Here is a 19,755-nt window from a genome sequence, read left to right on the forward strand (position 1 = left end):
ATCGCGCCGCCGCCGGTGACGGCCGCGATCCGTGCCGGGAGCGATTGCCGGGCCTTCCCTCCGCCGCCGGCTGGCCCAGCACGGTGACGGCGCCGATCTGCTGTGACGCGAACCGCTAGAGTTCAGCGCAATTCGGCGGGCACCGGCCCGCAGCAGGCCAGGGAGCGAATCGTGCTGATCCCCCACGACACCAGGTTTGCCCTCGACATGGTCGTCGATCTGGTGAACACCGCACCGGACGGCGGACAGGGCGACGGGCTCACTGATGTCGCCGCGCTGGAAGAGTTCGTCCGGGGGCACGACATCAGCGATGTGGGCATCCTGAACGCACGCGACCTCAAGGCGGTCCAGGGCGTACGGGCCAGGTTCGCCGAGATCTTCGCCACCGCCGAGAGCCAGTCGGCGTCCGAACTGATCAATGACCTGGTGGCGGCTGCCGGCACCACTCCCCAGCTGACCAATCACGACGGCTACGACTGGCACGTGCACTACTTCGCCCCCGGGGCGTCGGTCGCCGATCACCTCGCGGCCGACGGCGGAATGGCGCTGGCCTTCATCGTCGTCGCGGGCGAGCAGGAACGGCTGCGGCACTGTGAGGCACCGGACTGCGGACGCGCCTTCGTCGATCTCTCACGCAACCGGTCACGCCGCTACTGCGACAGCCGCACCTGTGGAAACCGGCTCCACGTGGCCGCGTACCGCGCGCGCCGGCGGGAGGCGGCCAGCTGAGGTGCGGGAGGGTCACAGCAGGAACAGGTCGTGCACCGAGGCCATCAGCAGCAGCACGCCGATCACCGTCAGGAAGATCATCAAAGGCGGCTGGGAGAGCGCGAAGAGGCAGCCTCGCGGCTGCTCTTCCGATGCGGGGACTTCCCCCCGTGAGGTATCGACCATCTCGGGGTGATCATGACGCAGCCCGACCCGCGCGATCACTCAACACGCTTGCTCATGGCGGGAGTTCACCCCACGGCCCAACGCCCGCAGCGACACCCCGAACCCCGTCAGGCGTATCTGCGCACCCCCGTTGACCGGCGGTTACACGAGCAGTGTCGCCGAATCCGTGCGGTGGAACGATCAGATGCCGTGCTTCTTCAAGATCGCCTCGATATCGCTGAAATCATCTGCTGCCGCGCTTCCCTTCGCCTTCGGCGCGGGACGTGCGGAGGGGCGGGCGCCCGAGCCGAGGGACGGGGCGGCAGCCGCGGGAGCGACCGCTTCGCGCTGTGCCGCCTTGGCGGCCTTGCGCTCCTTGCGCGTCGTACCCGAGCGGCGCTCGACCGCCCGTGTGGCCATCAGCAACAGCCAGGCACCGCCCAACAGCCCGAAGCCGATCCAGGCGGTGAAGCTGAAAGCGGTGTCGACGGCCCACTCGACAGCGCCGGTGAGCACCAGGGCAAGGGGGACCAGGGAGTACGCGGCGATACGGGTCGCCGCAAGGAAACGCTTGCGGTACGCCGTGATCGCGGCGATGCCCAGGCCCGCCGCGGACACCGCGGAGCATATGGTCTCGGCAATCATCCGGTCCTCCTGCTGGGGCGGGCATCTGTGGTTACGTCCCTTCCATCCTGCACCGACGGACGGGTCCCAGGCCATGGCTCGAACCCACTCGGCGAAGATCTCCGGGGGATCTCCGGGGCGGGATCATCCCCAGGTCGGGGCTCGGTCGGCCCCGTACCCGACCGACGGACCCGCCCGGGAGCCCCGCCCCGACCTCCCGGTTTCCCCCGAAATTCCGAACTGCGAGACTGATCCCATGAGCGATCTCACACCCCGCCCCGTCGTCCTCGACCTCTGGTGCGATCTCGAATGTCCCGACTGCCGGACCGCCCTGGACGACGTCCGGGCCCTGCGGGAGCGCTTCGGGGACCGACTGGACGTGCGACTGCGGCACTTCCCCCTGGAGAAGCACCGCCATGCCTACGCCGCCGCCCAGGCCACCGAAGAGGCGTTCGCCCAGGGCAAGGGCGGGGAGTTCTACGAGGCGGTCCTGGCCCGGGTCGAGGACCTCAGCAAGGGCGGCGAGGCCTTCCTCCTCCAGACCGCCCGCGAACTGGACCTGGACGCGGATGAGTTCGACACCGCGCTCATCGACGGTCGGCACCTGTTGATCGTCGACGCCGACCAGGCCGAGGGCAAGGCGATCGGGGTGACGGGCACCCCGACCTACGTCATCGACGGGGAGCGGCTCGACGGCGGCAAGAGCCAGGAAGGGCTGCGGGAGCGCATCGAGGAGATCGCCACCCGGCTGATCTCCACCGAGACATCCGCGTAACGCGCCCGAGCCGCGCCGCCGTCCAAAGGGCGGCGCGGGCATCGGGTCACCGATGCGACCACCGCACATGGACCCGCGGAGGAGCCTAGAGCAGCGGTTTCGCCGAGTTCACCGTGTCCGTTTCATAGCCGAGCGACTCATAGAGGGCGAGGGCCGGGGCGTTGCCCGCGAAGACGTGGAGTCCGATGAGGCGCGTTCCGTCGGCCCAGGCCCCCGCTTCAGCGAGCAGCATCAGGGCCCTTCCGTAGCCCCTCCCCCGCCATCGGTCCACGACCTCGACGTCGTAGACGAAGGAGCCGTGCTCGCCGGGTCGCACCTCGTGCTGGCCCAGATGCAGATGTCCGACGGCCTCAGCCTCGCTGAGGAGGATCTCCAACCGGACGCCGGCGGTCGCCAGGCCGTCGGGTAGGGCAGCAGCCAGGTCGGCTTCGGCCTTCGCCCGGGCCTCCTGGGGGGAGAATCCGCGATCCGCCCAGTTGCGTGCGTACTCCTCAAGCCCCGTTCGCGACGAGAGCGCGTACTCGTCGGCTGTCATGGGACGGGCGCTCAGCCCCTGCGGCAAGGAGGGAGGTCGGTCGGTGAGGACCTTGGACATGTTGCGACTTCGTTCGACATAGCCAAGGGCGGTCGCCAGCCGGGCGGCCTCGACGGCGTGCGGAGGGATCGAGACCTGGATCTGGGTGCAGCGCCAACTCCGTAATACCTCCTCGGCGGCGAGCGCGGCGACCGTGCCCCGGCCGCGCCGGCGGTCGGGGCCGTCGATGTGGAGGGAGCGGATCGTGCCGACCGTGGGTCCGAGCGAGACCGAGGTGGCGATCTCGATCGTCCCGACGGCGCGGCTGTTGACGCAGACCTCGTAGGCGCGTGACCGCGTACCGTCCGCCTCGTGCTGAAGCGGCCCGGTCGGCCGCAGGGTGGTGGTCATCAGGGGTGTTGTACCTGCCGCGCGGCCGTTCGTCACGGGGTTTGACGGAGCGATCCTCAACTCACCCGGTCGATGCGCGGATCGGGGTCGGCGCCCGCGCGCTCTTCGAAGACCCGTATCGCCTTGGCGGTCACCGGCCCCGGGGAGTCGTCGAAGCGTCGTCCGTCGACTCGGTGCACCGCCTGGACGTCACGCAGGCTGGAGGTGAGGAAGACCTCGTCCGCCCGCTCCAGCACGTCGAACGGGAGGTCGGTCTCCTGGGCGCCGGTCCACTGGACGGTCAGGGCTCGGGTGATGCCCGCGAGGCAGCCGGAGGAGATCGGCGGGGTGTGCAGTTCGCCGTCGACGACGACGAACACATTGGAGCCCGTGCCCTCGCAGAGCTGTCCGACGGTGTTGGCGAGCAGGGCCTCGGATGCGCCGTGCTCGGCTGCCTTGGCGAGGGCGACCACGTTCTCCGCGTAGGAGGTGGTCTTCAATCCGGTGACCGCTCCGCGTTCATTGCGGGTCCACGGGACGGTGATCACCGCGGTCGTCACCGACGGTGGCTTGCTGTCGCCGAGGGCGACCACCAGGGTCGGCGCCGCGGTGCCGCGGTCGGAGCCGAGGGGGGAGAGTCCGCCGGTGTAGGTGATCCGCAGGCGTCCCCGCTCCCGGGGGTTGGCGGCGAGCACCGCCGCGCAGGCGTGACGCACCTCGTCGTGGTCGGGCTCGGGCAGTCCGAGCCCGGCGGCGGAGCGGCTGAGGCGTTCCAGGTGGAGGGTGAGCGCGAAGGGTTGGCCGTGCACCGTCTTCAGGGTTTCGAAGACGCCGTCACCCACGGTCAGTCCGTGGTCGAGCACCGACACCCGGGCCTCGTCGGCGTCCAGCAATCCACCGTTGACCCAAAGCTTCATCTCGCTGGTCCTTCCACTGGATTCATTCGTCCCGTTCGTCCGGGCTCGACGCTATCGCGAGCAGCCGGGCCGCCTTGAGTTCGGTCTCGGCCCACTCTCGTTCGGGGTCGGAGCCCCAGGTGATGCCCGCCCCGGTGCCGAAGCGCAGCACGGCGCCGGGGTGGCTGCCGCCCTGGGTACGGTCGATCCAGAACGTGCGTATGCCGACGGCCAACTCCCCCGTACCGCGATCGGCGTCCACCCAGCCGATCCCGCCGCAGTAGGGCCCGCGGGGTGCCGTCTCCAGCGCGTCGATGATGGTCAGCGCGCTCGACTTGGGGGCGCCGGTCACCGAACCGGGCGGGAAGGTGGCACCGAGGAGGTCTTGCCATCCCTCCTTGGGGCCGAGTTCACCGCGGACGGTCGACACGAGGTGGACCAGACCGGGATGCGACTCGACGGCGCACAGTTGCGGCACGGTCACGGTGCCGGTGGCGCACACGCGTCCCAGGTCGTTGCGGACCAGGTCGACGATCATCACGTTCTCGGCGTGGTCCTTCTCCAAGAGGTCGTCGGCCGTGCGCCCGGTGCCCTTGATGGGGCCGGATTCCACGATTTCTCCCTGCCGACGGAGATAGAGCTCCGGTGATGCCGTGGCGATCTCCACCCCGTGATCGGGAAGGCGAATCGTTCCGGCATACGGGGCGGGGTTGCCCGTGGCGAGAAGTGCGGTCAACGCGTCGACGTCGGCGGCGGCCGGATCGGGGAGCGGCGCGGACAGAACCCGACAGAGATTGGCCTGATAGACCTCACCCGCGGCGATGTGCTCACGGATGCGGCGTACGCCCGCGATGTACTCGGCCCGGTCCAACGAGGACGTCCAGTGGTGCGCCGCAGGTCCGCGCCAGCGGCCCGCCGTCGCGGACGGCACCGGTCCGGTTCGCACCTCGCCGAAGCGTGCGCAGGTCAGGCCACCCTCGAAGTCTGCGGCGACGGCCCAGAAGCCTGCGGAGTCCAAAGCCGCGGGATCACTGGTGACGTCCCTGAGGTCGGTGGCGATGAGTCGGCCGAAGCGGGCCAGCGGAGCGAGGTGGTGCACGCTTGCGAGTGTATGACCGGTGCCGGTCGAGCCCCTGACCGGCACTCTTGTCCCGGGGACCGGTGACGGCCGACCACTGCGGGGTGAATACAAGTCAGCACGCTGCGGAAACGCGTTTTTGTGCTGGCTCAGGAATCCGCTAGAGTTCAACACGTCGCCGACGCTTCATCGGGTCGGAAATGACAAGCGGACGTGGCTCAGTTGGTAGAGCATCACCTTGCCAAGGTGAGGGTCGCGAGTTCGAATCTCGTCGTCCGCTCGACGTGGGGGATCTTCCCGACCCCCGCAGCACTCCGGGTGGAGTGGCCGAGAGGCGAGGCAACGGCCTGCAAAGCCGTCTACACGGGTTCAAATCCCGTCTCCACCTCCAAGGACGATTAGCTCAGCGGGAGAGCGCTTCCCTGACACGGAAGAGGTCACTGGTTCAATCCCAGTATCGTCCACTGGATCCTTCTGGATTCCCCGCGCGATTAGCTCAGCGGGAGAGCGCTTCCCTGACACGGAAGAGGTCACTGGTTCAATCCCAGTATCGCGCACGCAAGTGCATCACACGCAGTCTCATCTGCGCGATTAGCTCAGCGGGAGAGCGCTTCCCTGACACGGAAGAGGTCACTGGTTCAATCCCAGTATCGCGCACCAGTCAGAACCCCCGGCCGCATCAGTGGGCCGGGGGTTCTTTCGTGATCACGTCGGGGTCGCGGCGGTTGTCGTGGTCGCCGTGGTTGTCGTGGTCCGGCGCCGCTCGATCCAGGAGGGCGCCGGCACCCGGCAGACCGGCCCGCCCGTCCGAGACGTACGGAAGGTCCGGGACGTCAGGAGGAGAAGAGCATCCGGCCGAATCCGCGCTGACGGTGGTGCCCGTGATGGCCACCGTGGTGCTGCGGGGCGCCCCAGGCCGGAGCGTGCGGCGCACCGTGCGCCGGTGGCGGCGGCGGAGGAGCCGGCTGGGTCCACTGCGACTCCAGGCGCGTCAGCGCCTCAAGCTCGCCGTAGTCGAGGAATATCCCCCGGCAGCCGCTGCACTGCTCGATCTGGATGCCGTTGCGGTTGTAGGTGTGCATCGCTGCATGGCACTTGGGACACTGCATCGTGAGGCTCAGCTCCTTGCCTTTCGGTCATACCGCCGGCATGATCCCGGCGACGAGAGCAGCCTACGCCGGACGCGCGGACTCCAACTGCGCCGGGAGCGAAGCAATTCGGGCACATGCGTCGATCATCGCCTCGTCCACTTCATCCGGAACCCGGCGCTCTGCCGTCGCCTTCACCAGGGACAACGCGGCGGTCTGTACGGTCAGCGCCCGGGCCGGCACGTCCAGCACGGGCCAGGGGTCCGCCACCACCGTGCCCTCCCGTTCGATCAGGGCAGCTCCCCGCGCGCCCGAGTAGGCGCCCAGGAACCGCTGCCAGATCTCCGGCGGCAGCAGCCCTGCGGCGAACCAGGCCGCCGGACGGGCCAGGTCCCAGGCCGGATCGCCCAGGCCGAGGTCATCGACGTCGATCAGCAGCCAAGGGCCGCTCGGCGCCGGGTGCCGCACCAGTTGCCCCAGATGGAGATCGCCGTGGCAGACCGTGGCACTCGCTGGCGCGGGCGCCTCCCCACGGGCCCAAGGCGGCAGTCCCGACCACGCCCGTTCCACCACGGCGGCGAAGGCGGTGTGCTCCCGGGCCACGGCGCCGCGCATCCGCAGCATCGCCCGGGCCACCTTGGCGGGACCCCGCATCGGCGGAAGCGGGTCGGCCAGGTCGGCTGCCTCCACCGCATGGAGCCGCGCCAGCAGGACGGCGGTCTCCTCCCACGGCGCGGTCTGCGGATCGGCTGGGTCGACGGGGGTTCCGTAGGGCCAGACGGTGATCAGGCGGCCCGAGTCCCGCTGCTCAAGCAAGGGCGGCGCGGGTGAAGGCAGCGGGAGCAGCGGGGGTGAAGGCAGCGAGGGCAGCGGGGACAGCAGGATCCCTCGGAGCAGGGGGTGCGCGGCAGCAGCGACCCTCGAACGGTGACCGAGCAGATCGGTGGCCGGCGCATGGGCCTTGGCGACGGCCGGCCCATGACGTACGACGGTCCCGTCGTCTCGGTCGGCGAGAACCTCCGGCGGACGGGCACAGCCGGAGCAGTCGGGGGCGGCTCCGCCGGAGTGGGCGGCGGCGCGAGCGGCCTCGGCGAGCTCGCCGATGACGGCTGTGGTCACGTTCTCCCCCATCGCCTCAGTGGCCAGGGGGAGCTTACGCGGCTGCCGGACCAAAGCGGTTTTGGGCAGCGCGATGGCCGGTCAGCTCCCCAGCTAACCGGCCGATCGCTGCCGTCCGCCGCACCCCCGTCCCCACGGGGTTTTGGCCGGATGTCCCCGACCCGGACCGCTCTTCCGGGTCCGGGGCGCCGTTCAGCGCCCCAGCATCACGCCCACGGACGACGCTTGTGTGACCACTGCTTCCCAGCCGCCGAAGACGACCACGAGCAGTGCTGCCAGGGGAAGGACCATGGCCGTCGCCACCAAGGGGTGGCGTTGTCCGGACGGACGGCCGCCGAACGCGCTGGAAACCCTGCGTCCCTGCGTGCGGATCATGGTCCGCGATGCCGTGTCCGCCATGTCCCTCTCCTGTTCGTCATTGACAGCGGCGGGTGTCTGACCTCGGGGGACGAGTGCTGCACCCGCCGCTTGACTTCAACACTAGGCATTGGGCGGGGCCTGGACGTCATGCCCGCGTACCCATTGGCTGGCCTCCCGGAGGATGAGCCGAGCACCTATGACGTACTCCCCTGGGTGGAGACAGCACGTGCGGCCTTGGGGTCTTCCCGGAGGGGACGCTCCGAAGCGTCCTCCCTGGGCACGGGCTGTTCCACCAGGGCGAGCACCCGAGCCGCCATGAAGCGGGCCGTCCTCACCACCGAGCCGTTCCGGGTGACTTCGCTCACTTCGACCACCCCCCGACGGACGGCCGTCTCCACACGACGTCCTGCCCGGCTTGCTACGACTTCGTACGTACGTGTGGTGTCCCCGGCGTCCACCACTATCTCGACACGGTCACCCTTCATCGATCCAATCCCCCTTCTGCGACGGTCCGTTGAGATCTCGCATCGGACAGGGGGCTTGGATCAACTGTCCCCTGACCTCTTTTCAAGTCTCCCATCCAGCACTGACAATCCATCACCCGACGAGGGCGCGGCCTATGAGCGCACCGGGGCGGCGGTACGTAAGCTGTGCCACGGCAAAAACTGGACGGTCAGGCAACAGGGTGGGACATCCCGCCCGTTGGACAGGGCGGGGTTCGGCTCCGCCGCTCGGTAGGGGTGGGCTCGACCACCGCGAGGCATCGGGTGGGTCACCCACCGCGAGTTAGGAGCGGGTTCTACCCGCTCTAGGTAGGGGACCGACATGGCGATGATGCGGCTCCGGCGCGAGGACCCGCGTGTCGTCGGCTCGTTCCGACTGCACCGGCGGCTGGGCGCCGGCGGCATGGGCGTGGTCTATCTGGGTTCCGACCGGCGGGGGCAGCGGGTCGCGCTCAAGGTGATCAGGCCGGACCTCGCCGAGGACCAGGAGTTCCGCTCGCGTTTCGCACGGGAGGTGTCGGCCGCCCGACGGATCCGCGGCGGCTGCACCGCCCGGTTGGTGGCTGCCGACCTTGAGGCAGACCGGCCGTGGTTCGCCACCCAGTACGTGCCCGGCCCCTCCCTGCACGACAAAGTCGCCGAGGAAGGTGTGCTCCAGGCCGCCGAGGTGGCCTCGATCGGTTCCGCGCTCGCCGAGGGCCTGGTGGCCGTGCACGAAGCGGGCGTGGTGCACCGGGACCTCAAGCCGTCCAACATCCTGCTCTCGCCCAAGGGCCCGCGGATCATCGACTTCGGCATCGCCTGGGCGACGGGCGCCAGCACCCTCACCCATGTGGGCACCGCCGTGGGCTCCCCCGGGTTCCTCGCGCCCGAGCAGGTGCGCGGGGTCGCGGTCACGCCCGCGACGGACGTCTTCGCACTGGGTGCGACCCTCGCGTACGCGGCGACCGCTGACTCTCCCTTCGGGCACGGCGGCTCGGAGGTCATGCTCTACCGGGTGGTGCACGAGGAGCCGCATCTCCAGGGCGTACCGGATGCCCTCGCACCGCTGCTGCGGGCGTGTCTGGCGAAGGACCCGGAGGAGCGGCCGAGCACGCTCCAGCTGTCGATGCGGCTCAAGGAGATCGCCGCCCGTGAGGCCCAGGGGCTGCCGGAGGCCAGGCCGGTGCCGCAGCGCGAGCGGATCGACGCCGACCGTCCCACCTCGCGGTATCCGGGGCGGCCGGATCGGACCGAACGGATGGAACGCCCCGAACGCCGTACCGCCGGCGGGCCCGGGCCCCGCTCGCAGCCTTCGCGGACCGGGGGCACCCGGCCGCAGACCCCGCGGGGCGGGTCCCGGACGAACGGGCAGGGAGGCGGTCCGCGTTCGGGCGTGCGGACGACGTCGACCGGGCGCCGGCCCGCCAATCCGCGACTACTGCGGCAGCGGATCGTCGTCTTCTGCGTGGTCACCCTGATCGTCGCCCTGGGGATCGCGGCGGCCCAGCAGTTGTAGGGCGCCGGGCCTGCGGCGTGGCTCAGGGGCGGGGCGTACCGGTCGCCACCGCGTAGAAGGCCACGGCGGCGGCAGCGCCCACGTTGAGCGAGTCGACGCCGTGGGCCATGGGGATGCGAACGCGCTCGTCCGCCGCGGCCAGGGCCCGCCGCGACAGTCCGTCGCCTTCTGCACCGAGCATCAGCGCGACGCGTTCCAGCAGGTGGGGTGCGGCCTCGTCGATGGCGGTGGCGCCGTCGTCCGGGGTGAGGGCGAGGAGCCGGAACCCCGCCTGCCGTACGGTTTCCAGTCCTGCGGGCCAGACGTCGAGCCGTGCGTACGGCACGGAGAAGACCGCGCCCATGGACACCTTGACGGAACGCCGGTAGAGCGGGTCGGCGCAGTCGGGCGACAGGAGCACCGCGTCCATGCCGAGGGCCGCCGCGCTGCGGAAGATGGCGCCGATGTTGGTGTGGTCGTTGACCGATTCCATCACCACGACCCGTCGGGCCACGGTGAGCAGTTCATCGGGGGCGGGCAGCGGCCGGCGCTGCATGGAGGCGAGCGCTCCGCGGTGGACGTGGTAGCCGGTGACGCGTTCGGCGAGGTCGGGGCTGACCACGTAGACGGGTTGGGCGGACGCGTCGATGACGTCCCGCATGGTGTCCACCCACTTCGCCGACAGCAGCATCGACCGCATGGGGTAACCGGCGTCCTGGGCCCGTCTGATGACCTTCTCGCCCTCGGCGATGAACAGCCCCTCGGCTGGTTCGCGCCGGCGGCGTAGTTCCACGTCGGTGAGATCGGTGTAGTCGCTCAGCCGGGGGTCGTCGGGGTCCTCGACGGTGATCAGTTCTGCCACGGGGTCGTACTGCCTTCTCGGGGAGGGGTGGTCGGCTCGGCGGGGTCAGGCGGGTGGGTTGCCGACGGCGACGACCTCGCCGATGACGATCACCGCGGGGGGCCGCACCGATGCGGCGACGACGGTCTCCGCCACGGTCGCGAGGGTGGCGTCCACCCGGCGTTGGGCGGCGGTGGTGCCCTCCTGGACCAGTGCCACGGGGGTGTGGGGGTCGCGGCCACCGGCGATGAGGGTCCGTGCGATCGCCCCGATCTTGTCGACGCCCATCAGGACGACGAGGGTTCCGCGGAGCCGGGCCAGGGCGGTCCAGTCGACCAGGGAGCGTTCGTCGTCGGGTGCGACGTGTCCGCTGACGACGGTGAACTCATGGGCGACTCCCCGGTGGGTGACCGGGATGCCGGCGGCGCCGGGGACGCTGATCGAGCTGGAGATACCGGGCACGACGGTGCAGGGGATGCCTTCGGCGGCCAGCGCCTCGGCCTCTTCCATGCCCCGGCCGAAGACGAAGGGGTCGCCGCCCTTGAGGCGCACGACGGCCTTGCCGGCCTTGGCGTGCTCGATCAGGGCGTTGTTGATGGCCTCCTGCGCCATGAAACGGCCGTACGGGATCTTGGCGGCGTCGATGACCTCCACGTGCGGAGGGAGTTCGTCGAGGAGGTCGCGGGGGCCGAGCCGGTCGGCGATGACCACGTCGGCCTCGGCGAGGAGACGACGGCCGCGCACGGTGATGAGGTCCGGGTCGCCGGGGCCGCCGCCCACGAGTGCGACCCCGGGGGTCTTCGTACGGTGGTGGCGTGCGGCGAGGGTGCCGTCCCGCAGTCCCTCGACGATGGCGTCCCGCACGGCGGCGGAGCGGCGCGGGTCACGGCCGGTGAGGACGGCGACGGTGAGGCCGTCCGAGCGTCCCGTCGCGGGGGTCCAGGCGGTGGCCGCGGTGGCGTCGTCGGAGCGCACGCACCAGATCCGGCGGCGTTCGGCCTCCGCTGAGACCTGGTCGTTGGCGGTGGAGTCGGCGGTGGCGACGAGCACGTACCAGGCTTCGGCGAGGTCTCCGTCCGCGTACCGGCGCTGCTCCCAGCGGATTTCGCCGGCCGCCGCCATGGCTTCGACGGATGCGGTCGCGGAGGGGGAGACGAGGACGACGTCCGCGCCGGCCGCGATCAGGGCGGGGAGCCGACGCTGTGCCACCTGGCCGCCGCCGACGACGACGACGCGACGCCCGGCGAGACGCAGACCGACGGGATAGGCGGGGTGTTCGGGCGCGTGGGCTTGCTCGGCCATGGCGATGGAGGCTCCTCGGGCGGTACGGGTGCGGGTGCCGGCCCGCTGCGTCGGTGAAGCGGCTGGTGGGGAGGGGGTAGTGCGTTGCGGACACCTTACGGTGCCGGGCGTCGCGCGCATCGGGGCGGGCCGTTGAAGGCGGAGGGGTGGTCGTGGGCGGGTTCGAGGGACGGCGGGGACCTGCACGTGCCGTGCGATGCTGGTGCACATGATCCTGGAAGACCTGGTACGGCTGCGACGCGCCCGGGACGTGATGGACCGCGACTACGCGCAACCGTTGAACGTTCCGGCACTGGCCGCGGTCGCCCTCATGTCACCCGGACACTTCTCCCGCAGCTTCCGGGCCGCCTTCGGGGAGACGCCCTACAGCTATCTGATGACCCGCCGGGTGGAGCGGGCGAAGGCGCTGCTGCGGCGCGGGGACCTGAGCGTGACGGACGTCTGCTTCGCGGTGGGATGCACCTCGCTCGGGTCGTTCAGTTCGCGCTTCACCGAACTGGTCGGGGAGAGCCCGAGCGCCTACCGGGCCCGCCGCCACGAGGCGGGGGCTGCGATCCCTGCATGTGTCGCCAAGGTCCGCACCCGGCCGGTCAGGAACGGCGAACCGATCAGGATCGAAGAAGCGGAATCCGCTGCCGCGTCGTAGCGTCGACGGCATGGACATCAAGCTCTCACAGTGCTTCATCGCCGTCGACGATCATGACAAGGCGCTCGCTTTCTACCGGGACGCCCTCGGCCTGGAAATACGCAACGACGTCGCGTTCGAGGGGATGCGTTGGGTGACCGTCGGCTCACCGTCGCAGCCGGACGTGGAGATCGTTCTCGAACCGCCGCTGGCCGACCCCAACGCATCGGCCGCGGACCGGCAGGCCATGGCGGAGCTGCTGGCCAAGGGCATGTTGCGCGGCGTGATCTTCTCCACCGACGACTGCGACGCCACCTTCGAGCAGATCAGGGCCGCCGGCGGGGAGGTGTTGCAGGAGCCGATCGACCAGCCGTACGGGGTCCGCGACTGCGCCTTCCGCGATCCGGCGGGCAACATGCTGCGCTTCACCGAGCGCCGCAAGGCGTGAGGTCCGCCCACGGGCGGCGACACCGATGAGGCCCCGGAACTCGGGGCGCTCCCACACCTCCGGCAGGGGGTCTCGGGAGTGCCCCGAAGGCGTTGTTCCCCGTCCGGGGCGTACATCATGGAAGACCAGTACGGACGGCTCGAAGCCGAACGGATCGAACCAGGCGACGTCGACGGGGACCGCGAAGGCGGCCCGCCCGCGGATGGCCCGCCGACAGATGGAGAGACGATGAGCAAGGCCCAGCGGACGGATGCGCAGTCGCCTGTGCAGCACGAGGCCGACGACCACGATCTGATCCGTGTGCACGGGGCACGCGTGAACAACCTCAAGGACGTCAGCATCGAGATCCCCAAGCGCCGGCTGACGGTGTTCACCGGTGTCTCCGGCTCGGGCAAGAGCTCGCTGGTGTTCGGCACGATCGCCGCGGAGTCACAACGGCTGATCAACGAGACCTACAGCACCTTCGTCCAGGGCTTCATGCCGACGTTGGCGCGGCCCGAGGTCGACGTGCTCGACGGGCTGACGACGGCGATCATCGTCGACCAGCAGCGGATGGGGGCCGATCCCCGCTCCACCGTCGGCACCGCCACCGATGCCAACGCGATGCTGCGGATCCTCTTCAGCCGACTCGGCAAGCCCCACATCGGCTCCCCCAGCGCGTACGCCTTCAATGTCGCCTCGGTCCGGGCCAGCGGTGCGATCACCGTCGAACGCGGTGCCAAGAAGACGGTGAAGGCGACGTTCAACCGCACCGGCGGCATGTGTCCGCGCTGCGAGGGCCGGGGGGCGGTCTCCGACATCGACCTCAGCCAGCTCTACGACGACTCCAAATCGATCGCGGAGGGTGCGTTCACCATCCCCGGCTGGAAGTCGGACAACGTGTGGACCGTCGGGGTCTACGCCCAGTCGGGATTCCTCGACCCGGACAAGCCGATCCGCCGGTTCACCAAGAAGGAGATGCAGGACTTCCTGTATCACGAACCGACGAAGGTGAAGGTCAACGGCGTCAACCTCACCTACGAGGGGCTGATCCCCAAGATCCAGAAGTCTTTCCTCTCCAAGGACCGGGAGGCGATGCAGCCGCACATCAGGGAGTTCGTGGACCGGGCTGTCACCTTCACCACCTGTCCCGACTGCGACGGCACCCGGCTCAGCGAGGCGGCCCGATCCTCGAAGATCAAGAGGATCAGCATCGCCGACGCCTGTGCGATGGAGATCAGGGATCTGGCCGAATGGGTCCGCGGCCTCCACGAGCCTTCGGTGGCACCACTGCTCACCGCGCTCCAGCAGACCCTCGACTCGTTCGTGGAGATCGGGCTCGGCTATCTCGCGCTCGACCGGGCGTCGGGCACGCTGTCCGGCGGCGAAGCGCAGCGCGTCAAGATGATCCGTCATCTCGGCTCGTCCCTCACCGACGTGACCTACGTCTTCGACGAGCCCACCATCGGGCTGCACCCCCATGACATCCAGCGGATGAACGGCCTGCTGCTGCGGCTGCGGAACAAGGGCAACACGGTGCTCGTCGTGGAGCACAAGCCGGAGACGATCACGATCGCCGACCATGTCGTCGACCTCGGCCCGGGCGCGGGGACGGAGGGCGGCACCGTCTGCTTCGAGGGCACCGTCGAAGGGCTGCGGGCGGGCGGAACCATCACCGGTCGGCACTTCGACGACCGAGCCACGCTCAAGGAGACCGTGCGCAAGCCCACCGGGGCGCTGGAGGTCCGCGGTGCGACGACGCACAATCTGCGGAACGTCGACGTCGACGTTCCGCTCGGGGTGCTCACCGTCGTCACCGGTGTCGCCGGCTCCGGCAAGAGCTCGCTCGTCCACGGCTCGCTGCCCCGGCAGGCGGGAGCCGCCGGCGAGAGCGTGATCTCCGTCGACCAGAGCCCCATCCGTGGCTCCCGGCGCAGCAACCCGGCAACGTACACCGGGCTGTTGGAGCCGATCCGCAAGGCGTTCGCCAAGGTCAACGGGGTGAAGCCGGCGCTGTTCAGCGCCAACTCGGAGGGTGCCTGCCCCAACTGCAACGGTGCCGGGGTCATCTACACCGATCTGGCGATGATGGCCGGCGTGGCCACCGTCTGCGAGGAGTGCGAGGGGAAGCGGTTCCAGGCGTCGGTCCTGGAGTACCACCTCGGCGGGCGCGACATCAGCGAGGTGTTGGCGATGTCGGTGGCGGAGGCCGAGGAGTTCTTCGGTTCAGGCGAGGCGAGCACACCGGCCGCACACAGGGTCCTGAGCCGCCTCGTCGACGTCGGGCTCGGCTACCTCAGCCTCGGCCAGCCGCTCACCACCCTGTCCGGCGGCGAGCGGCAGCGGCTCAAGCTGGCCACCCATCTGGGGAACAAGGCCGGCGACCGGGTCGTCTACGTCCTCGACGAGCCGACCACGGGCCTTCACCTGGCCGACGTCGAGCAGTTGTTGGGGCTGTTGGACCGGCTCGTCGACTCGGGCAAGTCGGTCATCGTCGTCGAGCACCACCAGGCGGTCATGGCGCACGCGGACTGGATCATCGACCTCGGCCCCGGCGCCGGCCACGACGGTGGCCGGGTCGTCTTCGAGGGCACGCCGGCCGATCTCGTCACGGCCCGCTCCACCCTCACCGGCGAGCACCTCGCGGAGTACGTCGGCGCCTGATCTCCTCGGCGAGGGACGCAGCGCGAAGGGCCGGCCCCGGATGGTTCGCGGTGGCCGGCCCTTCCCGCTGTTCGCCCGTGTCAACGGGCAGGGGAGCTTCCCCGGTCGTTCGATCCGGGGCTACTTCTCGGTGACTCCGGCGGCGTCGAAGGTGGCGACCTCGTGCATCGCCCGGGCCGCGCTCTGCACCACCGGCAGGGCGAGGAGTGCCCCGGTGCCTTCGCCCAGACGGAGGTCCAGGTCGACCAGCGGGCGCAGTCCCAGCTTGTTGAGCGCGGCCACGTGGCCCGGCTCGGCGCTGCGGTGACCTGCGATGCAGGCGGCCAGCGCCTCGGGGGCGATCGCCCGGGCGACCAGGGCCGCGGCCCCCGCCGACACTCCGTCTAGCAGGACCGGGGTGCGCAGGGATGCACCGCCGAGGATCAGTCCGACGAGGGCCGCGTGCTCCAGTCCGCCGACGGCCGCGAGCACGCCGATCGGGTCGGCCGGGTCGGGGGCGTGGAGTTCCAGGGCGCGCCGGACGACATCGACCTTGCGTGCGTGCATCTCGTCGTTGATGCCGGTGCCGCGGCCGGTGATCTCCGCCGGGTCGAGACCGGTGTAGACGCAGATCAGCGCTGCCGAGACGGTGGTGTTGGCGATGCCCATCTCACCGGTGAGCAGCGCCTTGTTCCCCGCGGCGACGAGGTCGCGGGCGGTCTCGATGCCCACCTCGACGGCGGCGAGCACTTCGTCGCGGGTGAGCGCGGGACCCGCGGTGAAGTCGGCGGTGCCGGCACGGACCTTGCGGGGCAGCAGTCCGGGGGTGGTGGGGAGGTCGGCGGCGACTCCGACGTCGATCACGCAGACCTCGGCCCCGACCTGGGTGGCGAAGGCGTTGCAGACCGCGCCCCCGCCGAGGAAGTTGGCCACCATCTGCGCGGTGACCTCCTGCGGCCAGGCCGTGACGCCTTGGGCATGCACACCGTGGTCGCCCGCGAAGACGGCGACGGCAGCGGGCTCAGGGATGGGCGGCGGGCACATCCGCGAGAGTCCGCTCAGCTGGGCGGAGATGATCTCCAACATGCCGAGGGCGCCTGCGGGCTTGGTCATCCGCTTCTGGCGTTCCCACGCCTCGCCGAGTGCCTTGGCGTCCAGGGGGCGGATATTGGTGACGGTCTCCTGGAGGAGGCCGTGGGGCTCCTCGCCGGGCAGGGCGCGACGGCCGTAGGTCTCCTCGTGGACGACCCAGGAGAGCGGTCGGCGCTGGGACCAGCCCGACTGCATCAACTCGGGCTCCTCCGGGAACTCGTCGACGTAGCCGACGCACAGATAGGCCACGACCTCCAGGTGCTCGGGCAGTCCGAGGGTCCGCACCATCTCGCGCTCGTCGAAGAAGCTCACCCAGCCGACCCCGAGGCCCTCGGCGCGCGCGGCGAGCCAGAGGTTCTCCACGGCGAGCGCGGAGGAGTAGGGGGCCATTTGGGGTTGGCTGTGGCGGCCGAGGGTGTGCCGACCGCCACGGGTCGGGTCCGCGGTGACGACGATGTTGACGGGGGTTTCGAGGATGGCCTCTATCTTCAGTTCCTTGAACTGCTTGGCCCGCCCCTTGGGCAGCGACTTGGCGTAGGTGTCGCGTTGGCGCTCGGCGAGTTCGTGCATGGTGCCGCGGGTCTCGGCCGAGCGGATCACGACGAAGTCCCACGGCTGCGAGTGGCCGACGCTGGGCGCGGTGTGGGCGGCCTCAAGGACCCGGATGAGGACCTCGTGCGGGATGGGGTCGCTGCGGAAGCCGTTGCGGATGTCGCGGCGGTCGCGCATCACGCGCAGGACGGCTTCGCGCTCCGCGTCGTCGTACGCGGGTGCCGGCGGGTTCTTGGGCCCTTCGGCCGTCGGCGTCTCAGCGGCCTCGGGCGCCTCCGCATCGGCGGTGGCCGACACGGGCGCCGCGGCCTCGGGGCTCGAATCGGCGTCGGGGCTCGAATCGGCTCCGGCGCCCGGGGCTGCTTCAGCACTCGGCTCGGCATCGGCGGGCGCCTGCACTTCGGCTGCGGGCTGTTGCCCTTCGGCTGCGACCTCGGGTTCCGTCACCGCCGGTTCGTCGTGCGGTGCGGGGGTGGCTTCGGCGGGTGCCTGCTGCGGGACGGCCGCCGCAGGCTCCGCGGGGGCCTGCTGCGGGACGGCTTCGGCCGTGGGCGCTTCCTCGGCCACGGGCTCGGCGCCCGGTGCTTCGGCTGCGGGATGCGTCTCGGCCTCGGCGGACTGGACCGGGGCGGGCACCGCTTCCGGGGCAGCGGCTTCCGCAGCGGTGTCGGCCTCATCGGTGGTGGGCACGGCCGTGGGTGCATCGGCCGGGGTGACCGGGGCCGTGGATGCCTCGGGCTCCGTCGGCGGAACGGATGCCGTCTGCGGCTCCGCCTCTGCTGCCGGCTGGACGGGGGTCTCGGAGCCGGGTTCGGCAACCGCGGGGCCATCGACGGCCTCAGCCGCTTCACCAGGGGCAGGGGTGTCGGGGGCGGGAGCGTCCGTATCCGCCGCGGAGGGCTCGACCGGCTGGGCGTCCGAGGCGGGTTGCTCGACGGAGCCTGTCTGCTCGACCTGCGCGGCTTCCGCCTCGGATTCGGCCGACTGCTCAGCCGACCCAGTCTGCTCAGCTGACCCAGTCTGCTCGGTCGGCGCAGTCTGTTCGGTGGGATCCGGCTGCTCAGCCGGTTCGTCGGTCGCGACCGGCTCGGGCTGGGGCGCGACGGCTTCGGCGGCGACCTCCCCGACCTCGGGCTGCTGGGGCTGCTGGGGCTGCTCGGGCGGCTGGGGCTGCTCGGGCTGAGCAGTTCCCGCCTCGGACTGGTCGGCGACCGTGGCGGTTTCCGGCCGGGAGCCCTCGGACGTCTCGGATTGCGGCTGCGCTTCTGCGGCCTGTTCGGCGGGCGCGGTCTCCTGCGCCTCGTCGACGACGGGCGCGGAAACATCTCCGGCGGGCGTCTCCGGGGCCGGGGGGACGACCGTTTCTGCTGCCACGGCCGCGGTCGGCTCGGGCTGCGGAGGCTGCGGGTCCCACGGCGCCCCGGCCTGCGGCGGGATCTCCGCGAGCTGCGGACCCGACAGATCCGGTACGTCCAGGTACTCGGGACCCGCGGTCGTCGGCGGGACGGTGAGGTTCTGCACGGTCAACGGGTGCGGAGGCGTCTCGGCCGGCCCGCGATCGGCGAGCGAGCGGACCACTCCGGCCGATGAGTCCGCGGCCAGCGGGGGTCCCATGTGCAACGGGCGCGGAGCGGTGGGCGGGGTGAGGCCGGATGTCACGGGCGCCAGCGGAACGGGAGCGTTCGCTTCGGCGGCCTCGGGGGATGGCGCCGGACCGCCGGCTGACTGTCCGGCCGTGGGCAGCGCGCCGCCCGGCTGCACGCCCTGCTGTATGCCCGGAAGTGGAGCGACCGAGTCCGGAGCACCGAGGTCCATCGGCCCGCTCGGAGCCTGCACCGACTGGGCCGACCCCTCACCCACCGCCCCTGCCGCCTCGGCACCCTGCGCGGGCGCCGGTTCGGGAGCATCCGGATCCGTCGGTGCGGCGAACTCGGGACCCATCGGCGTCTGCGGAGCGCCGCCCGACTGCTCGTCTGCTGCCGGCTCGGCCTGCACGGAGGCGGGGTCCACCCCCCGAACCTGGACCTGGAGTTGGGGCGGGATCGGGGGCGCCGGAGTGTACTGCTCGGGGACCTGTGGCGCGGAAGGCTGCTGGGCCAGCGCGACGGCGGGCCCGGAGGGGGCCGTCTGCAAGGCGTGCGCCGGCTGCTGGAGCGTTTGGGAAGGGTCGCTCCACGCGCCCTGGGCACCTGGCATCAGCAGCAGATCGTCTTCCTCGGGAGCGTGCTCGGAGGGGTCCAGGAAGGTGTACGCACCGGGGCCGGGGTTGCCCGGCTGCTGCTCCACCACGCCTGCGTTCTCCGGCAGTCCCTCACCTGGGATCTGGCCGGTGTCAGTCATGCGTACCCCTCGCCCATCGATTGTGATCCTTCGCCCGTAGCCCGGACGCCCGATCTCGGGACACGTGACGCCCGCCAACAAGAACGAGCGCGTGCGCCACGCGGCACGATCGCCTACCGGACTCCCAGTATTCTCGCGGCCGTTCGCCACCAGGGCAGTCAGATCCCGCCACGGTCGGCTGTGGGCTGCGCCACGTTGCGCTTCCCCCGGTCCACGACGTACCACATACCGGAGTC

General features: G+C 70.8%; 18 protein-coding genes and 5 tRNA genes. 11 read left to right on the forward strand and 12 right to left on the reverse strand.

All coding sequences use genetic code 11. The annotated features are described in order from the left end of the window. The first annotated feature begins 171 nt into the window (after window positions 1-171). Window positions 172-729, forward strand: coding sequence for a CGNR zinc finger domain-containing protein (locus ABZ348_RS26945; RefSeq protein ID WP_358937281.1), 558 nt, complete (start codon window positions 172-174; stop codon window positions 727-729). Window positions 730-741: 12 nt separating this feature from the next. Here ABZ348_RS26945 and ABZ348_RS26950 read toward each other — a convergent pair whose 3' ends face one another. Both ABZ348_RS26950 and ABZ348_RS26955 read right to left on the reverse strand, forming a co-directional pair. Next, window positions 742-933 carry a hypothetical protein gene (locus ABZ348_RS26950; RefSeq protein ID WP_358937501.1) on the reverse strand — a complete coding sequence of 64 codons (192 nt, stop codon included), beginning with the start codon at window positions 931-933 and terminating at the stop codon, window positions 742-744. A 141-nt stretch (window positions 934-1,074) separates the two neighbouring features. After that, a complete protein-coding gene (locus tag ABZ348_RS26955; RefSeq protein WP_358937283.1) occupies window positions 1,075-1,518 on the reverse strand; it encodes a hypothetical protein in 444 nt (147 codons plus the stop codon). Window positions 1,519-1,753: 235 nt separating this feature from the next. Here ABZ348_RS26955 and ABZ348_RS26960 point away from each other — a divergent pair, with 235 nt between their 5' ends. After that, window positions 1,754-2,272 carry a DsbA family protein gene (locus tag ABZ348_RS26960; RefSeq protein ID WP_358937284.1) on the forward strand — a complete coding sequence of 173 codons (519 nt, stop codon included), beginning with the start codon at window positions 1,754-1,756 and terminating at the stop codon, window positions 2,270-2,272. Between the two features lie 85 nt (window positions 2,273-2,357). Here ABZ348_RS26960 and ABZ348_RS26965 read toward each other — a convergent pair whose 3' ends face one another. Genes ABZ348_RS26965 through ABZ348_RS26975 form a run of 3 tightly spaced genes read right to left on the reverse strand, consistent with a single transcriptional unit; the run spans window position 2,358 to window position 5,171 of the window. After that, window positions 2,358-3,197 carry a GNAT family N-acetyltransferase gene (locus ABZ348_RS26965; RefSeq protein WP_358937286.1) on the reverse strand — a complete coding sequence of 280 codons (840 nt, stop codon included), beginning with the start codon at window positions 3,195-3,197 and terminating at the stop codon, window positions 2,358-2,360. Window positions 3,198-3,253: 56 nt separating this feature from the next. Beyond that, a complete protein-coding gene (locus tag ABZ348_RS26970; RefSeq protein ID WP_358937288.1) occupies window positions 3,254-4,093 on the reverse strand; it encodes an aminodeoxychorismate lyase in 840 nt (279 codons plus the stop codon). 22 nt (window positions 4,094-4,115) lie between these two features. Continuing rightward, the gene (locus tag ABZ348_RS26975) at window positions 4,116-5,171 is read right to left on the reverse strand and encodes a chorismate-binding protein (protein ID WP_358937290.1); all 1,056 of its coding nucleotides are present in this window, start codon (window positions 5,169-5,171) and stop codon (window positions 4,116-4,118) included. A gap of 186 nt (window positions 5,172-5,357) precedes the next feature. Between ABZ348_RS26975 and ABZ348_RS26980 the strand changes: the two genes are divergently transcribed. The 5 genes from ABZ348_RS26980 (at window position 5,358) to ABZ348_RS27000 (ending at window position 5,810) form a co-directional block, all read left to right on the forward strand. After that, window positions 5,358-5,430 (forward strand) — tRNA-Gly (locus tag ABZ348_RS26980). Window positions 5,431-5,467: 37 nt separating this feature from the next. Further along, window positions 5,468-5,541, forward strand: a tRNA-Cys gene (locus tag ABZ348_RS26985). A gap of 1 nt (window position 5,542) precedes the next feature. Then, window positions 5,543-5,614 (forward strand) — tRNA-Val (locus ABZ348_RS26990). A gap of 21 nt (window positions 5,615-5,635) precedes the next feature. Then, window positions 5,636-5,707, forward strand: a tRNA-Val gene (locus ABZ348_RS26995). A 28-nt stretch (window positions 5,708-5,735) separates the two neighbouring features. Beyond that, a tRNA-Val gene (locus tag ABZ348_RS27000) sits at window positions 5,736-5,810 on the forward strand. A gap of 173 nt (window positions 5,811-5,983) precedes the next feature. Here ABZ348_RS27000 and ABZ348_RS27005 read toward each other — a convergent pair. The 4 genes from ABZ348_RS27005 to ABZ348_RS27020 all read right to left on the reverse strand — a co-directional run bounded on the left by ABZ348_RS27005 (window position 5,984) and on the right by ABZ348_RS27020 (window position 8,202). Beyond that, window positions 5,984-6,259, reverse strand: coding sequence for a zf-TFIIB domain-containing protein (locus tag ABZ348_RS27005; RefSeq protein WP_358937292.1), 276 nt, complete (start codon window positions 6,257-6,259; stop codon window positions 5,984-5,986). Window positions 6,260-6,322: 63 nt separating this feature from the next. Beyond that, a complete protein-coding gene (locus ABZ348_RS27010; protein WP_358937294.1) occupies window positions 6,323-7,357 on the reverse strand; it encodes an aminoglycoside phosphotransferase family protein in 1,035 nt (344 codons plus the stop codon). A 192-nt stretch (window positions 7,358-7,549) separates the two neighbouring features. Then, entirely contained in the window at window positions 7,550-7,756 is a 207-nt protein-coding gene (locus ABZ348_RS27015) for a hypothetical protein (RefSeq protein ID WP_358937296.1), read from the reverse strand. 155 nt (window positions 7,757-7,911) lie between these two features. Further along, a complete protein-coding gene (locus ABZ348_RS27020; protein ID WP_358937298.1) occupies window positions 7,912-8,202 on the reverse strand; it encodes a hypothetical protein in 291 nt (96 codons plus the stop codon). A 340-nt stretch (window positions 8,203-8,542) separates the two neighbouring features. On the opposite strand from ABZ348_RS27020, the gene ABZ348_RS27025 reads away from it, so the two are divergent. Beyond that, the gene (locus tag ABZ348_RS27025) at window positions 8,543-9,718 is read left to right on the forward strand and encodes a serine/threonine-protein kinase (protein ID WP_358937300.1); all 1,176 of its coding nucleotides are present in this window, start codon (window positions 8,543-8,545) and stop codon (window positions 9,716-9,718) included. 22 nt (window positions 9,719-9,740) lie between these two features. Here ABZ348_RS27025 and ABZ348_RS27030 read toward each other — a convergent pair whose 3' ends face one another. Next, window positions 9,741-10,559, reverse strand: a complete 819-nt coding sequence (locus ABZ348_RS27030) for an RNA methyltransferase (protein ID WP_358937302.1) — start codon at window positions 10,557-10,559, stop codon at window positions 9,741-9,743. Between the two features lie 45 nt (window positions 10,560-10,604). Continuing rightward, window positions 10,605-11,840, reverse strand: coding sequence for a uroporphyrinogen-III C-methyltransferase (gene cobA, locus ABZ348_RS27035; protein ID WP_358937304.1), 1,236 nt, complete (start codon window positions 11,838-11,840; stop codon window positions 10,605-10,607). A 208-nt stretch (window positions 11,841-12,048) separates the two neighbouring features. On the opposite strand from cobA, the gene ABZ348_RS27040 reads away from it, so the two are divergent. The 3 genes from ABZ348_RS27040 to ABZ348_RS27050 all read left to right on the forward strand — a co-directional run bounded on the left by ABZ348_RS27040 (window position 12,049) and on the right by ABZ348_RS27050 (window position 15,556). Next, window positions 12,049-12,486 carry a helix-turn-helix transcriptional regulator gene (locus ABZ348_RS27040; RefSeq protein ID WP_358937306.1) on the forward strand — a complete coding sequence of 146 codons (438 nt, stop codon included), beginning with the start codon at window positions 12,049-12,051 and terminating at the stop codon, window positions 12,484-12,486. Window positions 12,487-12,496: 10 nt separating this feature from the next. Then, on the forward strand, window positions 12,497-12,913 hold the full coding sequence (locus tag ABZ348_RS27045) for a VOC family protein (RefSeq protein ID WP_358937308.1): 417 nt from the start codon (window positions 12,497-12,499) through the stop codon (window positions 12,911-12,913). Between the two features lie 228 nt (window positions 12,914-13,141). After that, a complete protein-coding gene (locus ABZ348_RS27050; protein ID WP_358937310.1) occupies window positions 13,142-15,556 on the forward strand; it encodes an excinuclease ABC subunit UvrA in 2,415 nt (804 codons plus the stop codon). A gap of 120 nt (window positions 15,557-15,676) precedes the next feature. On the opposite strand, the gene cobT is transcribed toward ABZ348_RS27050, so the two are convergent. Then, window positions 15,677-19,519, reverse strand: coding sequence for a nicotinate-nucleotide--dimethylbenzimidazole phosphoribosyltransferase (gene cobT / locus ABZ348_RS27055; RefSeq protein ID WP_358937312.1), 3,843 nt, complete (start codon window positions 19,517-19,519; stop codon window positions 15,677-15,679). Between the last annotated feature and the right edge of the window lie 236 nt (window positions 19,520-19,755).

The sequence above is a fragment of the Streptomyces sp. NPDC005963 genome (assembly GCF_040638655.1).
In the GTDB taxonomy this organism is placed as follows: domain Bacteria; phylum Actinomycetota; class Actinomycetes; order Streptomycetales; family Streptomycetaceae; genus Streptomyces.

Excerpts from the sequence above, each read along its gene's own strand:
- ABZ348_RS27020 (WP_358937298.1), bottom strand. The coding sequence starts at position 8,202 with ATGAAGGGTGACCGTGTCGAGATAGTGGTGGACGCCGGGGACACCACA.
- ABZ348_RS26965 (WP_358937286.1), bottom strand. The coding sequence starts at position 3,197 with ATGACCACCACCCTGCGGCCGACCGGGCCGCTTCAGCACGAGGCGGAC.
- ABZ348_RS27040 (WP_358937306.1), top strand. The coding sequence starts at position 12,049 with ATGATCCTGGAAGACCTGGTACGGCTGCGACGCGCCCGGGACGTGATG.
- ABZ348_RS27005 (WP_358937292.1), bottom strand. The coding sequence starts at position 6,259 with ATGCAGTGTCCCAAGTGCCATGCAGCGATGCACACCTACAACCGCAAC.
- ABZ348_RS27045 (WP_358937308.1), top strand. The coding sequence starts at position 12,497 with ATGGACATCAAGCTCTCACAGTGCTTCATCGCCGTCGACGATCATGAC.
- ABZ348_RS26970 (WP_358937288.1), bottom strand. The coding sequence starts at position 4,093 with ATGAAGCTTTGGGTCAACGGTGGATTGCTGGACGCCGACGAGGCCCGG.
- ABZ348_RS27025 (WP_358937300.1), top strand. The coding sequence starts at position 8,543 with ATGGCGATGATGCGGCTCCGGCGCGAGGACCCGCGTGTCGTCGGCTCG.
- ABZ348_RS27050 (WP_358937310.1), top strand. The coding sequence starts at position 13,142 with ATGAGCAAGGCCCAGCGGACGGATGCGCAGTCGCCTGTGCAGCACGAG.
- ABZ348_RS26960 (WP_358937284.1), top strand. The coding sequence starts at position 1,754 with ATGAGCGATCTCACACCCCGCCCCGTCGTCCTCGACCTCTGGTGCGAT.
- ABZ348_RS26955 (WP_358937283.1), bottom strand. The coding sequence starts at position 1,518 with ATGATTGCCGAGACCATATGCTCCGCGGTGTCCGCGGCGGGCCTGGGC.
- ABZ348_RS27015 (WP_358937296.1), bottom strand. The coding sequence starts at position 7,756 with ATGGCGGACACGGCATCGCGGACCATGATCCGCACGCAGGGACGCAGG.
- cobA (WP_358937304.1), bottom strand. The coding sequence starts at position 11,840 with ATGGCCGAGCAAGCCCACGCGCCCGAACACCCCGCCTATCCCGTCGGT.
- cobT (WP_358937312.1), bottom strand. The coding sequence starts at position 19,519 with ATGACTGACACCGGCCAGATCCCAGGTGAGGGACTGCCGGAGAACGCA.